Genomic DNA, 14,296 nt, shown 5'->3' on the forward strand with positions numbered 1-14,296 from the left:
TAGTGTTTCGGTGGTTATAGCGTTAGGGAAACGCCCGGTTACATTCCGAACCCGGAAGCTAAGCCTTTCAGCGCCGATGGTACTGCAGGGGGGACCCTGTGGGAGAGTAGGACGCCGCCGAACTCCTTTTACAGCTCCGGCTCTTGGGCATCAGCCCGAGAGCCGGAGCTTTTTTGCGTTGGGGTAAAGTCAGGGAGCATCGTTGGCTCGTTTTCGCACAGGAGGCCCCCGGGTGGAGGTCCAGGAGACCCGTGTCCAGACAGACCGGGTCCTCACCATCCCCAACATCCTCAGCATGGCGCGCCTCGTCGGCGTGCCCGTGTTCCTGTGGTTGATCCTCAGGCCGGAGTTCGGGGGTCCCAAGAGCGACGGCTGGGCCCTGCTCGTGCTGGCCTTCAGCGGAGTCAGCGACTACCTGGACGGAAAGCTCGCCCGGCGCTGGAACCAGATCAGCAGCCTGGGCCGGCTCCTCGACCCGGCCGCCGACCGGCTCTACGTGCTCTCCACGCTGCTCGGCCTCACCTGGCGGGAGATCCTCCCGGTCTGGCTGACCGCCCTGCTGCTCGCCCGGGAGCTGATGCTCCTGGTGATGGTGGGCATCCTCCGCCGGCACGGCTACCCGCCGCCCCAGGTCAACTTCCTCGGGAAGGCGGCCACGTTCAACCTCATGTACGCCTTCCCGCTCCTGCTCCTCAGTGACGGCAGTGGTTGGATCGCGTCACTGGCCGCAGTTTTCGGATGGGCGTTCGCCGGATGGGGTACAACGCTCTATTGGTGGGCAGGAGTGCTCTACGTGGTACAGGTCCGCCGATTGGTCCGCGCGGACGCCATGGCCGATTGAGCTCGGCGATTGTCCTGACGTAACGCCTCGATGGCCCGCCGTGCAAAAGTGCGGGACAATCTGGACGGGTGAAGTCGGCTAGACCGTCGTCTCTCAGAGGAGGACGCTTCCGACATGAAGGCCGTCGTGATGGCCGGAGGCGAAGGCACCCGCCTTCGCCCCATGACCTCAAGCATGCCCAAGCCGCTCCTGCCGGTGGTGAACCGCCCGATCATGGAGCATGTGCTACGGCTGCTCAAAAGGCACGGGCTCACCGAGACCGTCGTCACCGTGCAGTTCCTTGCCTCGCTCGTCAAGAACTACTTCGGTGACGGCGAAGAGCTCGGTATGGAGCTCACCTACGCCAATGAGGAGAAGCCACTCGGTACCGCCGGAAGCGTCAAGAACGCCGAAGAGGCATTGAAGGACGATGCCTTCCTCGTCATCTCCGGTGATGCCCTGACCGACTTCGACCTCACGGAGCTGATCAATTTCCACAAGGAGAAGGGCGCGCTCGTCACGGTCTGTCTGACCCGCGTGCCCAACCCCCTGGAATTCGGCATCACCATCGTGGACGAGGAAGGCAAGGTCGAACGCTTCCTGGAGAAGCCGACCTGGGGACAGGTCTTCTCCGACACCGTCAACACGGGCATCTACGTGATGGAGCCCGAGGTCTTCAACTACGTAGAACCCGATGTTCCGGTCGACTGGTCAGGCGATGTCTTCCCGCAGCTGATGAAGGAGGGCAAGCCGATCTACGGCTTTGTCGCCGAGGGCTACTGGGAGGACGTCGGCACGCACGAGAGCTACGTCAAGGCCCAGGCCGACGTCCTGGAGGGCAAGGTCAACGTCGACATCGACGGATTCGAGATCTCCCCGGGCGTATGGGTCGCCGAGGGCGCCGAGGTGCACCCCGACGCCGTACTGCGCGGACCGCTCTACATCGGCGACTACGCCAAGGTCGAGGCCGGCGCCGAGATACGCGAGGACTCGGTCGTCGGCTCGAACGTCGTCGTCAAGAGCGGCGCCTTCCTGCACAAGGCGGTCGTCCACGACAACGTCTATGTCGGCCAGCACAGCAATCTGCGCGGCTGCGTCGTCGGCAAGAACACCGACATCATGCGGGCCGCCCGGATCGAGGACGGCGCGGTCATCGGTGACGAATGCCTGATCGGCGAGGAATCGATCGTCCAGGGCAATGTGCGGGTCTACCCCTTCAAGACCATCGAGGCCGGCGCCTTCGTCAACACCTCGGTCATCTGGGAGTCCAGGGGCCAGGCGCATCTCTTCGGCGCCCGCGGGGTCTCCGGCATCCTGAACGTGGAGATCACGCCTGAGCTGGCCGTCCGCCTCGCCGGCGCGTACGCGACCACGCTCAAGAAGGGCTCCACGGTCACCACGGCCCGCGACCACTCCCGAGGCGCCCGAGCGCTCAAGCGCGCGGTCATCTCGGCGTTGCAGGCGAGCGCCATCGACGTACGCGACCTGGAGAACGTGCCGCTGCCCGTGGCCCGGCAGCAGACCGCGCGGGGCAGCGCCGGCGGCATCATGATCCGTACCACGCCCGGCGTCCCGGACTCGGTCGACATCATGTTCTTCGACGGGCAGGGCGCCGACCTGTCCCAGGGCGGGCAGCGCAAGCTGGACCGGGTGTTCGCGCGCCAGGAGTACCGGCGGGCGTTCCCCGGCGAGATCGGCGACCTGTACTTCCCCTCCAGCGTCTTCGACTCGTACACCGGGTCGCTGCTGCGCAATGTCGACACCAGCGGGATCCTCGACTCCGGCATGAAGGTCGTCGTGGACGCCTCCAACGGCAGCGCGGGGCTGGTGCTGCCCAGCCTGCTGGGCAAGCTCGGGGTGGACTCCCTGACCATCAACCCGGGCCTCGACGAGTCCAGGCCCACCGAGACCGCCGAGGTGCGGCGCAGCGGTCTGGTGCGCCTCGGCGAGATCGTCGCGTCCTCGGGCGCCGCGTTCGGAGTGCGCTTCGACCCGGTCGGCGAGCGGCTGTCGCTCGTGGACGAGAAGGGCCGGATCATCGAGGACGACCGGGCGCTGCTGGTGATGCTGGACCTGGTGGCCGCGGAGCGGCGCAGCGGCCGGGTGGCGCTGCCGGTCACCACGACCCGCATCGCCGAACAGGTGGCCGCCTACCACGGCACCCAGGTCGAGTGGACGACGACCTCGCCGGACGACCTCACTCGTGTGGGTGGTGAGGAGGGCACCATCTTCGGCGGCGACGGCAAGGGTGGATTCATCGTCCCGGAGTTCGGCAGCGTGTTCGACGGCACGGCCGCGTTCGTCCGGCTGATCGGGCTCGTGGCGCGCACCCAGCTCACTCTGAGCCAGATCGACGCGCGGATCCCGCGGGCGCACGTCCTCAAGCGGGACCTGGCGACACCGTGGGCCGTCAAGGGCCTCGTGATGCGCCGGGTGGTGGAGGCGGCCGGGGACCGCTCGGTCGACACCACCGACGGCGTACGGGTCGTGGAGAGCGACGGGCGCTGGGTGATGGTGCTGCCCGACCCGGCCGAGGCGGTCACCCATCTGTGGGCCGAGGGCCCGGACGACGCCTCCGCGCAGGCCCTGCTGGACGAGTGGTCGGGCGTCGTGGACAGCGCCGGGCGGTAGGGCCGTACCGCAGGGAAACAGCCGCACGCGTGCGTGCCGGACAAGTGCCCCCCAAGGGGGTCTGTCCGGCACGCCGGTGGGGCCATTCGGAGTATCGCGCGCGACATGCGACGATGTGCGGCATGCCGCAGCAACCCCCCGTTCGGAGCAGCGCCGCGCGGCCGCGCCGCCCGGACGCCTCCATGTCGTTGATCACCAACGTCATGGATCACAGCCTCGACGACGGGTACGCCGAGGCCGCCGCCCGGAAGAAGTCCTGGGGCGAGGGCGGCCTGCCGAAGACCCTCAGGGCGAAGCTGGGCCTCGCGGGCGGCCTCGTCCTCGCGGCGCTGGTCGTGACCGTGGGGGCGGCGCAGGCGCGGGTGGCGGCGCCCGTGGTGGCCAAGGAGCACCAGGAGCTGATCGACCGCGTCGACAAGGAGACCGCCGACGCGGACAAGCTCCAGAGCGGTGTCGACAAGCTGCGCGACGACGTCAGCGCGCGCCAACGGGCCGCGCTGCGGTCGAGCGGCGGCAGCGCCGAGGCGGACCTGGTGGGCATGCTGTCGGGCGCCACCGAGGTGCACGGTCCGGGCATCAAGCTGGTGGTGAACGACGCCAAGGAGGCCAGCACCGGCGGTGACGGCACCAATCCGCGGGAGACCGCGGGGTTCTCCGACACCGGCCGGGTGCGTGACCGTGATCTCCAGCGCGTGGTCAACGGGCTGTGGGCGTCCGGCGCCGAGGCCGTCTCCGTCAACGGGCAGCGGCTGACCGCCCTGTCGGCGATCAGGGCCGCCGGAGACGCGATCCTGGTCGACAACAGGCCGCTCGTGCCGCCGTACACCGTGCTGGCGGTGGGGAACGGGCCCCGGCTGAGCAGCGACTTCCAGAACAGCGGCGACGGGCTGTATCTGCACGCCCTGGAGCAGAACTACGGCATCCGCGCCACCATCTCCACCGAGCACGACGTACGGTTGCCCGCCGCGCCGAGTGTGATCGTACGCACGGCGCAGCCGGTCCCCGACAGCGCCGACGCCAAGAACGGCAAGAGCGCCAAGAACAGCAAGAACACCGAGAAGACGGAGAAGGGCACATCGTGATCGCCGTACTGGGCCTCGTCGTGGGAGTCGTGGCCGGCCTGTTGGTCCGGCCCGAGGTTCCGGCGGTCGTGGAGCCTTATCTGCCGATCGCCGTCGTGGCGGCGCTGGACGCCGTCTTCGGCGGTCTGCGGGCCATGCTGGACGGCATTTTCGACGACAAGGTCTTCGTCGTGTCGTTCCTGTCGAACGTGGTCGTGGCGGCCCTGATCGTGTTCCTGGGCGACAAGTTGGGCGTGGGCGCGCAGCTGTCCACGGGCGTCGTGGTCGTCCTCGGTATCCGCATCTTCTCCAACGCCGCCGCGATCCGGCGGCACGTCTTCCGGGCGTGAGGCGATGAGCGACAACCAGCACCACGACGACCGGCACAACGACGACGAGCACCACGAGCACGCGCACGGCGATCACGCGCACGGCGAGCACGCGCATCACGACCACGCGCACGGCGAGCACGCGGCCCGGCCGGGCAATCGGCTGCGCAAGGAGCTGCCGGCCGAGGTGCCCGCTCCGGCGCCCGGAGCGGGGCAGCGGCCCGTGCCGCGCCCGGACGGGTCGCTGAGCGGCCGTCAGCGGCTCGTCAAGGGGCTCTGGCCGCCGCGCCTGACCCGGCCCCAACTCATCGTCGCGCTGCTCCTGTTCGGCCTCGGTTTCGGCCTGGCCGTCCAGGTGGCGTCCAACAGCGACACCGACAGCGCGCTGCGCGGCGCACGTCAAGAAGATCTTGTTCGCATCCTGGATGAACTGGATTCGCGTACTCAGCGTCTTGAGGACGAGAGGCAGGGACTCGAGAAGCAGCGGTCGGAGCTCCAGAGCAGCTCCGACCAGGCCGCGGAGGCACGCAAGCAGACCGCCGAGAAAGAACTTCAACTCGGCATCCTCGCGGGCACCGTGGCGGCTCAGGGTCCCGGCATCACCATGACGATCGAGGACACGAAGGGGACGGTCCAGTCCGACATGCTGCTCGACACCATCCAGGAGCTGCGCGCGGCCGGTGCGGAGGCGATCCAGGTCAACGGCGTGCGCGTGGTGGCCAACACCTACTTCGCGGACGCGGGCAAGAGCGTGAGCGTGGACGGGAACAAGATCAACGCCCCTTATCGTTTCAAGGTCATCGGCAAGCCGCAGGACCTCGAACCGGCGCTGAACATCCCGGGAGGCGTGGTGCAGACTCTGGAGAAGGAGCAGGCCACGGTCTCCGTCGCACAGTCGGGCAAGATCGTCGTGGACGCCTTGCGGCAGGCGAAGCAGCCTGACTACGCTCGGTCGTCCTCCCAGTGAACCGGCGGTGCATGGGGGCGGTCCGGCAGGGGCATGAGGTTGCGGGGGGTCGGCGCACCGACGAGGTGACGCGTGGTGGAAACTGTCTGGTGGGCACGGACGTTGTGAGGGTGTCCGGGTCGGCCGGTGTCGGCAATCAGGGTTCGTCCTGCCCCACGGGCGGGTCTGTTTCGGTCAAGGGGAATCGCCCGTGAAGTTGTTTGCGAAGTGGTTCGGCAAGAGCGCGCGAGAGGGCGGCGACAACGCGACCGCTCGTCATCGCGCACAGCCTGACGCACAAGGTCAGCGGCCGCTGTTCCGGGACCAGGTGGCTGGTCCGGGCGGTGACATTTCGGGAGGCCAGGGCGCGCCGTCAGTTGACCCTGCCCAGTCCCGCGGCATAGGTTTCGGGCAACCGTCAACCTCAAGTACGGGTGGAGAGTTCGCTCCCGGCCCGTACGCGTCCAACGCCCCGGCGGGGCAGCCGCGGCAGGAGGATCCGTCCATGTCGGTCCTGGTGTGTACGAGGTGCGGTAACCGCAACGCGGAGAACGCCCGCTTCTGTTCCAACTGCGGTGCGCCGCTGCGTCCCGGAGCCGTGCCCGAGCGCGCGTCCGAGACGACGTCCACGATCTCGATCTCCGGTCTCGAGGCCTACGACGCGGAGACGACCGGCCAGACGCCGATGCCGCTGCTGTCGCCCGAGGCGCAGGCCGCGGTGGACGCGCTCCCGGCGGGCTCGGCCCTGCTGGTGGTGCGCCGTGGCCCGAACTCGGGCAGCCGCTTCCTGCTCGACGGCGACCTGACCACGGCCGGCCGTCATCCGCAGAGCGACATCTTCCTGGACGACGTGACCGTCTCGCGTCGCCATGTGGAGTTCCGCCGTTCGCCGGACGGTTCGTTCACCGTCGCCGACGTCGGCAGCCTGAACGGCACGTACGTCAACCGCGAGCCGATCGACCAGGTCGCCCTGCACAGCGGTGACGAGGTGCAGATCGGCAAGTACCGGCTGGTGTTCTACCCGAGCCGGCAGGGCATCTGACCCGCCCCCGGACGCGTTCCGGGGGTAACCCAGGGAAGGTCCATGCTTCACACACCGAGCGGCGGTGCCGGAAGCGGTACCGCCGCCAGGGACAGCGGGTTGATGAGCATCGGGGCGGTGCTGAACGCGCTGCGCGAGGAGTTCCCCGAAGTCACCATCTCCAAGATCCGTTTCCTGGAGGCGGAGGGGCTCATCGAGCCGCAGCGGACCCCTTCGGGGTACCGCAAGTTCAGCCCCGGTGACCTGGAGCGGCTCGGACACGTCCTGAGAATGCAGCGGGACCACTATCTGCCGCTCAAGGTGATCCGCGAGCATCTGGACGCCATGGAGCGCGGCGAGGCCGTCCCGCTGCCCGTGGTCGGGCGCCAGCGCACCGGGGACGAGGTCCTGGAGGTGCAGGAGGGGCCCACCGTGGCCCGGGTCGGCCGCTCCGAGCTGCTGGCCGCCGCGGACATCGGCGAGGCCGAGCTGGAGGAGTGGGAGTCGTACGGGCTCCTGGTGCCCCTGGCCGACGGGACGTACGACGCGGAGGCGGTCACCGTGGCCTCCCTCGTCGCCGAACTGGGGCACTTCGGGATCGAGCCCCGCCATCTGCGGGTGATGAAGGCGGCCGCCGACCGGGAGGCCGGGCTGGTCGAGCAGGTGGTGGCCCCGCTCAAGCGCCACCGCAACCCGCAGACCAGAGCGCTCGCCGAGGCCCGTACGAAAGAGCTTGCGGCGCTCACCGCGAAGCTGCACGCGGCCCTCCTGAAGACCGCCCTCGGAGTGCGTCTTCCCTGATCCGGGGGCGGTCCGGCGGGGGCCGGATCGGGCGGCCGCCGGGGGCCCGACTACCCAAACGTCCCGGGCACGGCCTAGGGTTGCTGTGTGAACGAGCTCGATGTCGTAGGTGTCCGGGTCGAAATGCCCAACAACCAGCCGATCGTGCTCCTGCGCGAAGTGGGAGGCGACCGCTACCTCCCCATCTGGATCGGGCCGGGGGAGGCGACGGCGATCGCCTTCGCCCAGCAGGGCATGGCCCCGGCCAGGCCGCTGACCCACGACCTGTTCAAGGACGTGCTGGAGGCCGTCGGCCAGGAGCTGACCGAAGTACGCATCACCGACCTGCGGGAAGGCGTCTTCTACGCGGAGCTGGTGTTCGCCAGCGGGGTGGAGGTCAGCGCCCGCCCCTCCGACGCCATAGCGCTGGCCCTGCGCACCGGCACGCCGATCTACGGCAGCGACACGGTGCTGGACGACGCGGGGATCGCCATCCCGGACGAGCAGGAGGACGAGGTGGAGAAGTTCCGCGAGTTCCTCGACCAGATCTCGCCCGAGGACTTCGGCACCAGCAGCCAGTGAGGCGGTCGGCGCCCGCGAGCGGCTCATAGGGGCTCTGGCCTGCGCGGCCGGGGCTTTCGGGGGTCGGTCCTGGGCCTCTCGCGGCCGGTTCCCGGGGCAATTGCCACCGGCGATTGAGAGCGTCCTACGGGTCTCCGCGAGGGCATTCGGCTAGCCTTTCCCCGCGGTGGGACACGGGAAACCACTCCTTGGGTGATTATCACTCGGCGTGCCGAGTGTGGCGATCGTTGACGCACCCCTGGTGACTGCCTACCGTCGAGAAGGCAGGTCAAGGACGGAGGTCGGCGTGAGAACCAGCGGCGACGGTACGGCTGGGGGTGCTCCCGTGCGCGGTTACGGGGAGAGCGGTCCGTACCCGGTTCACAGCAGCGCGGTGGATCACGCTCCGCAGCGGCCGACGGCGGTGCCGGGCGGCGAAGGGGCGGCGTCCATGACGTCCGAGGAGATCGGCTACCGCGGGCCCACGGCCTGCGCGGCGGCCGGCATCACCTATCGACAGCTCGACTACTGGGCGCGTACGGGCCTGGTCGAGCCGAGTGTGCGGCCCGCGTACGGATCGGGCACCCAGCGGTTGTACAGCTTCCGGGACGTCGTCGTCCTGAAGATCGTCAAGCGGTTCCTGGACACCGGGGTCTCGCTCCAGAACATCCGCTCGGCCGTGCAGCACCTCCGGGAGCGCGGTTTCTGCGATCTGGAGCGCATGACGCTCATGAGCGACGGCGCGACCGTCTACGAGTGCACCTCGCCCGACGAGGTGCACGCGCTCCTCCAGGGCGGCCAGGGCGTCTTCGGGATCGCGGTCGGCGTGGTCTGGCGGGACGTGGAGAACGCCCTGTCCCAGCTGCACGGCGAGCGCGTCGACACGGGCGAGACGCTGGTCGGGCACAACCCGGCGGACGAACTGGCGCGGCGCCGCAACCGGGCGGTCTGAACCGCCCCTGACCCGACGGGCCGCCGGGCGACGTCGGATTGTCAGTGCCGTGGTGCAGCATCGGAGATGTGAGAAACGCGCCCACGATCCTGCATCTCGACATGGATGCCTTCTACGCCTCGGTGGAGCAGGCGTCCAAGCCGAGCCTGCGCGGGAAGGCGGTCGTGGTCGGCGGGCTCGGACCGCGCGGAGTGGTGGCCACGGCGTCGTACGAGGCGCGGGCCTTCGGAGTGCACTCGGCGATGCCCATGGCCCAGGCGCGGCGGCTGGCGCCCAACGCGGCGTATCTGGTGCCCCGCTTCAGTCTGTACCGGGCGGTCAGCGAGCAGGTGATGACACTGCTGCGAGAGCTGTCGCCGCTGGTGGAGCCGCTGAGCCTGGACGAGGCGTTCGTGGACCTGGCGGCCTCGGACGCGGCGCGGGACGCGGAGTCGGCGCGGCGCGCGGGCGTCCGGCTGCGCGCGGACATCCGTACGGTCACGGGGCTCACCGGGTCGGTGGGGCTCGCCGCGTCCAAGATGCTCGCGAAGATCGCCTCCGAGCGGGCCAAGCCGGACGGCCTGGTGCTCATCGAGCCGGGCACCGAGCGGGCGCTGCTGGGACCGCTGCCGGTGCGGACCCTGCCGGGGGTGGGTCCGGCCACCGGCGACCATCTGCGGCGCGCCGGGATCACGACGGTCGAGGAACTGGCCGAGGCGGGCGAGGACGAACTCGTACGCCTGCTCGGCAAGGCCCATGGGCAGGCGCTGTACGCCATGGCGCTGGCGCGGGACGAGCGGTCGGTGGTGGCCGAGCGGGAGGCCAAGTCCGTGTCGGTGGAGGACACGTACGACGTGGACATCCATGACCGGCTGCGGATCGGCCTGGAGGTACGGCGGCTGGCGGACCGGTGTGTGCGGCGGCTGCGCGATGCGGGGCTGTCCGGGCGGACGATCGTACTGAAGGTGCGGCGGTACGACTTCTCGACGCTGACCCGCTCCGAGACGCTGCGGGGCCCCACGGACGATCCGGCGGTCGTGCGGGAGGCCGCCGAGCGCCTGCTGGAGTCCGTGGACACCACGGGTGGGGTGCGACTGCTCGGTGTCGGTGTCTCCGGGCTCGCCGACTACACCCAGGAGGACCTGTTCGCCCAGGCGTCCTCGCGGGCGGAGCCGGCGCCGGAGGAGGCGGCGGCCGAGCCGGTGGCGATGCCCCGGGAGCCGGTGCTGCCGCACTGGCGGGCGGGCCAGGACGTGCGGCACGCGGAGCACGGGCACGGATGGGTGCAGGGGAGCGGAGTGGGCCGGGTGACGGTGCGCTTCGAGACCCCGCAGTCGCCGCCGGGGCGGATACGCACCTTCCTCGTCACGGACCCCGCGCTGGAACCGGCGGACCCGCTGCCTCTGGTCGTCACGGCACCCGCCCCCTGATGCCGCCCGCCCCTGGCGCCCGGGGTCATGTCTCCTCCGAGCCCGCCAGCTTGCCGAAGGTGTGGTCGGGGGCGGCGTCCGGGGTCACGTCGAGGCCGTAGTGGTGGTAGAGCTGGAGTTCCTGTTCGGGGGAGAGGTGGCGGCCCACGCCGAAGTCGGGGGCGTCCTTGATCAGGGAGCGGTCGAAGGGGACATGGAGGGTGCCCTCGACGAGCTCGCTCGGTTCCAGGGGGACGAACGCGTCGCGGGAGAAGAGGCCGGTGCGTATGGCCGCCCACTCGGGGACACCGGTGGCGTCGTCCAGATACACCTCGTCGATGGTGCCGATCTTGGTGCCCTTGCGGTCGAACGCCTTGCGGCCGATCAGGTTGCGCGGATCGATGTCGGTCTGCACGGTCCCTCTCCCTCCAACTGGTCGCAACTCATCCGTAAGCACTACGAAAGAGCACATTCACTGCCGCGGCCACTTGAGAATCCGGCCATTGACCTCGCTGGTAGTCTGATTGCGGCTGCTGACCCCATGCGGGAGAGTCCTCCGACCCACCTCGGAGGCGCCGAAGGAGCAAATCCTCCCCGGAATCTCTCAGGCTCACGTACCGCATGGACGAGGTCACTCTGGAAAGCAGGGCGGGTGTCGACGGCTTCCGCTCTCACCGACGGTGAAAGCCGGTGCCGTCAAGGTGCCGGTGAAGCTCTCAGGTTGAGATGACAGAGGGGGAGGCCGTCCGGGCACCCGCGCCGTGGTGCCCTTCGAAGGTCGTCAGACCAGGAGGCCTCCGCCATGACCGCCCATCGCATTCCGCTCTCCGAGCTCGAAGCGGGCATCCCCTTCGAACAGCGCCACATCGGGCCCGACCAGGAGGCGCGGGCCAAGATGCTCGCTCAGGTCGGCTACGGCTCCCTGGACGAGCTGACCGCCGCCGCGGTCCCGGATGTCATCAAGAACGCCGACGCCCTCGACCTGCCGGGCGCCAGGACCGAGGCCGAGGTGCTGGCCGAGCTGCGCTCGCTCGCCGACCGCAACCAGGTCCTCGGCTCCATGATCGGCCTGGGTTACCACGGCACCTTCACCCCGCCGGTCATCCTGCGCAACGTCCTGGAGAACCCGGCCTGGTACACGGCCTACACGCCCTACCAGCCGGAGATCTCCCAGGGCCGCCTGGAGGCCCTGCTGAACTTCCAGACCATGGTCGCCGACCTCACCGGTCTGCCCACCTCCGGCGCCTCCCTCCTGGACGAGGGCACGGCCGCCGCCGAGGCCATGGCGCTGTCCCGGCGCATGGGCAAGAACAAGAAGGGTCTCTTCCTGGTCGACGCGGACGCCCTGCCGCAGACCATCGCCGTCATCCAGACCCGCGCCGAGCCGACCGGCGTCGAGGTCGTCGTCGCCGACCTGAGCGCGGGCATCCCGGCCGACATCGCCGCCCGTGACATCAACGGCGTGCTGGTCCAGTACCCCGGCGCCTCCGGTGCCGTACGCGACATCAAGCCGGTGATCGAGCAGGCGCACGAGCTGGGCGCGCTCGTCACCGTCGCCGCCGATCTGCTCGCCCTCACCCTGCTGACCTCCCCGGGCGAGCTGGGCGCGGACATCGCCATCGGCACCACCCAGCGCTTCGGCGTCCCGATGGGCTTCGGCGGCCCGCACGCCGGTTACATGGCGGTGCACGAGAAGTTCGCCCGCAGCCTGCCCGGCCGCCTGGTCGGCGTGTCCGTCGACGCCGACGGCAACAAGGCGTACCGGCTGGCCCTCCAGACCCGTGAGCAGCACATCCGCCGCGAGAAGGCCACCAGCAACATCTGTACCGCGCAGGTGCTGCTCGCCGTCATGGCCGGCATGTACGCCGTCTACCACGGCCCCGAGGGCCTCAAGGCCATCGCCCGGCGCACCCACCGCTACGCGACACTGCTCGCCGAGGGCCTGAAGGCCGGCGGCATCGAGATCACGCACGGCGCCTTCTTCGACACCGTCACCACGCGAGTGCCCGGCAGGGCCGCCGAGATCGTCGCCGCCGCCCGGGACAAGGGCGTCAACCTGCGCCTGGCCGACGCCGACCACGTCTCCCTGGCCTGCGACGAGACCACCACGCGGGCGCAGCTGGAGAGCGTCTGGGCCGCCTTCGGCGTCGAGGCCGACCTGGAGGCGCTGGACGCGGCCGCCGGGGACGCGCTGCCCGAGGCGCTGCTGCGCGGCGACGACTTCCTCGCCCACCCGGTCTTCCACCAGCACCGCTCCGAGACCGCGATGCTGCGCTACCTGCGCAAGCTGTCCGACCGCGACTACGCGCTCGACCGCGGCATGATCCCGCTGGGCTCCTGCACCATGAAGCTCAACGCGACCACCGAGATGGAGCCCATCACCTGGCCCGAGTTCGGCGCGCTGCACCCCTTCGCGCCCGCCGAGCAGGCCGAAGGCTTCCTCACGCTCATCCATGAGCTGGAGGACCGCCTCGCCGAGGTCACCGGCTACGACAAGGTCTCCCTGCAGCCGAACGCCGGTTCCCAGGGCGAGCTGGCCGGTCTGCTGGCCGTCCGCGGCTACCACCGCGCGAACGGCGACGAGCAGCGCACCGTCTGCCTCATCCCGTCCTCCGCGCACGGCACCAACGCGGCCAGTGCCGTGATGGCCGGCATGAAGGTCGTCGTCGTCAAGACGTCCGAGGACGGCGAGATCGACGTCGAGGACCTGCGGGCCAAGATCGAGCAGCACCGCGAGCAGCTGGCCGTGCTGATGATCACCTACCCGTCCACGCACGGTGTGTTCGAGGAGCACGTCGCCGACATCTGCGCCCGGGTGCACGAGGCCGGCGGCCAGGTGTACGTCGACGGCGCGAACCTGAACGCCCTGGTGGGCCTCGCCAAGCCGGGCCACTTCGGCGGTGACGTCTCGCACCTGAACCTGCACAAGACCTTCTGCATCCCGCACGGCGGCGGCGGCCCCGGCGTCGGCCCGGTCGCGGTCCGCTCGCACCTCGCGCCGTACCTGCCCAACCACCCGCTCCAGCCGGCGGCCGGCCCGGAGACGGGCGTCGGACCGGTCTCGGCGGCGCCGTGGGGCTCGGCGGGCATCCTGCCGATCTCGTGGGCGTACGTCCGGCTGATGGGCGGCGAGGGCCTCAAGCGGGCCACCCAGGTGGCCGTGCTCTCCGCGAACTACATCGCCAAGCGCCTGGAGCCGCACTTCCCGGTGCTCTACACCGGCCCCGGCGGCCTGGTCGCGCACGAGTGCATCATCGACCTGCGCCCGCTGACCAAGGCGACCGGCGTCAGCGTGGACGACGTGGCCAAGCGCCTGATCGACTACGGCTTCCACGCCCCGACCATGTCGTTCCCGGTGGCCGGCACGCTGATGATCGAGCCGACCGAGTCGGAGGACATCATCGAGCTGGACCGGTTCTGCGACGCGATGATCGCCATCCGCGCGGAGATCGAGAAGGTCGGCTCCGGCGCGTGGCCCGCCGAGGACAACCCGCTGCACAACGCCCCGCACACCGCGGGCGCGCTCGGCGGCGAGTGGGCGCACTCCTACAGCCGCGAGGAGGCCGTCTTCCCGGCCGGGGTCTCGGTGGCCGACAAGTACTGGCCGCCGGTGCGCCGCATCGACCAGGCCTTCGGTGACCGCAACCTGGTCTGCTCCTGCCCGCCGCTGGACGCGTACGAGGACTGACCGCGTCCCCCCCGTGCCCCAAGGGCCCCGTCCGGATGTCCGGGCGGGGCCCTCGGCCGTCGGGCGGGGGTGGGTACGGGTGCCTCGGTCGCCTGTACGGGGGCGGGGACGCCTCGCCC

Annotated in this window: 11 protein-coding genes, 1 rRNA gene, 1 pseudogene and 1 riboswitch; of the genes and pseudogenes, 12 read left to right on the forward strand and 1 reads right to left on the reverse strand. The window is 70.1% G+C overall.

The window, feature by feature from the left end:
* Window positions 1–6: 6 nt before the first annotated feature.
* From rrf to ACLF5H_RS08685, 11 genes and pseudogenes are all read left to right on the forward strand, one after another.
* Window positions 7–123 (forward strand): 5S ribosomal RNA (rrf, locus tag ACLF5H_RS08635).
* Between the two features lie 109 nt (window positions 124–232).
* Window positions 233–841, forward strand: a complete 609-nt coding sequence (locus ACLF5H_RS08640; protein ID WP_085562634.1) for a CDP-alcohol phosphatidyltransferase family protein — start codon at window positions 233–235, stop codon at window positions 839–841.
* A gap of 114 nt (window positions 842–955) precedes the next feature.
* Entirely contained in the window at window positions 956–3,451 is a 2,496-nt protein-coding gene (locus tag ACLF5H_RS08645; protein ID WP_421675469.1) for a sugar phosphate nucleotidyltransferase, read from the forward strand.
* Window positions 3,452–3,633: 182 nt separating this feature from the next.
* The gene (locus ACLF5H_RS08650; protein WP_421675616.1) at window positions 3,634–4,533 is read left to right on the forward strand and encodes a DUF881 domain-containing protein; all 900 of its coding nucleotides are present in this window, start codon (window positions 3,634–3,636) and stop codon (window positions 4,531–4,533) included.
* On the forward strand, window positions 4,530–4,862 hold the full coding sequence (locus ACLF5H_RS08655; protein ID WP_003988855.1) for a small basic family protein: 333 nt from the start codon (window positions 4,530–4,532) through the stop codon (window positions 4,860–4,862). The genes ACLF5H_RS08650 and ACLF5H_RS08655 overlap by 4 nt, the downstream gene beginning before the upstream one ends.
* 4 nt (window positions 4,863–4,866) lie before the next feature.
* A complete protein-coding gene (locus ACLF5H_RS08660) occupies window positions 4,867–5,808 on the forward strand; it encodes a DUF881 domain-containing protein (RefSeq protein ID WP_421675470.1) in 942 nt (313 codons plus the stop codon).
* A gap of 190 nt (window positions 5,809–5,998) precedes the next feature.
* Complete coding sequence (locus tag ACLF5H_RS08665) at window positions 5,999–6,829, forward strand: FHA domain-containing protein (RefSeq protein ID WP_421675471.1); 831 nt, start codon at window positions 5,999–6,001, stop codon at window positions 6,827–6,829.
* Window positions 6,830–6,871: 42 nt separating this feature from the next.
* Window positions 6,872–7,609 carry a MerR family transcriptional regulator gene (locus ACLF5H_RS08670; protein WP_421675472.1) on the forward strand — a complete coding sequence of 246 codons (738 nt, stop codon included), beginning with the start codon at window positions 6,872–6,874 and terminating at the stop codon, window positions 7,607–7,609.
* Between the two features lie 87 nt (window positions 7,610–7,696).
* Complete coding sequence (locus ACLF5H_RS08675; protein ID WP_365203914.1) at window positions 7,697–8,170, forward strand: bifunctional nuclease family protein; 474 nt, start codon at window positions 7,697–7,699, stop codon at window positions 8,168–8,170.
* 286 nt (window positions 8,171–8,456) lie between these two features.
* A complete protein-coding gene (locus ACLF5H_RS08680; RefSeq protein WP_421675473.1) occupies window positions 8,457–9,101 on the forward strand; it encodes a MerR family transcriptional regulator in 645 nt (214 codons plus the stop codon).
* A gap of 68 nt (window positions 9,102–9,169) precedes the next feature.
* Window positions 9,170–10,611: pseudogene (locus tag ACLF5H_RS08685) on the forward strand (DNA polymerase IV).
* On the opposite strand, the gene ACLF5H_RS08690 reads toward ACLF5H_RS08685, so the two are convergent.
* The gene (locus ACLF5H_RS08690) at window positions 10,536–10,904 is read right to left on the reverse strand and encodes a PRC-barrel domain-containing protein (protein ID WP_421675474.1); all 369 of its coding nucleotides are present in this window, start codon (window positions 10,902–10,904) and stop codon (window positions 10,536–10,538) included. The pseudogene ACLF5H_RS08685 and the gene ACLF5H_RS08690 sit on opposite strands and share 76 nt — an antisense overlap.
* A 119-nt stretch (window positions 10,905–11,023) precedes the next feature.
* Window positions 11,024–11,119: riboswitch (glycine riboswitch) on the forward strand.
* A gap of 172 nt (window positions 11,120–11,291) precedes the next feature.
* Between ACLF5H_RS08690 and gcvP the strand changes: the two genes are divergently transcribed.
* Complete coding sequence (gcvP, locus tag ACLF5H_RS08695) at window positions 11,292–14,177, forward strand: aminomethyl-transferring glycine dehydrogenase (protein ID WP_421675475.1); 2,886 nt, start codon at window positions 11,292–11,294, stop codon at window positions 14,175–14,177.
* Window positions 14,178–14,296: the final 119 nt, after the last annotated feature.

Source organism: Streptomyces sp. LaBMicrA B280 (assembly GCF_049222185.1).
GTDB lineage: Bacteria > Actinomycetota > Actinomycetes > Streptomycetales > Streptomycetaceae > Streptomyces > Streptomyces murinus.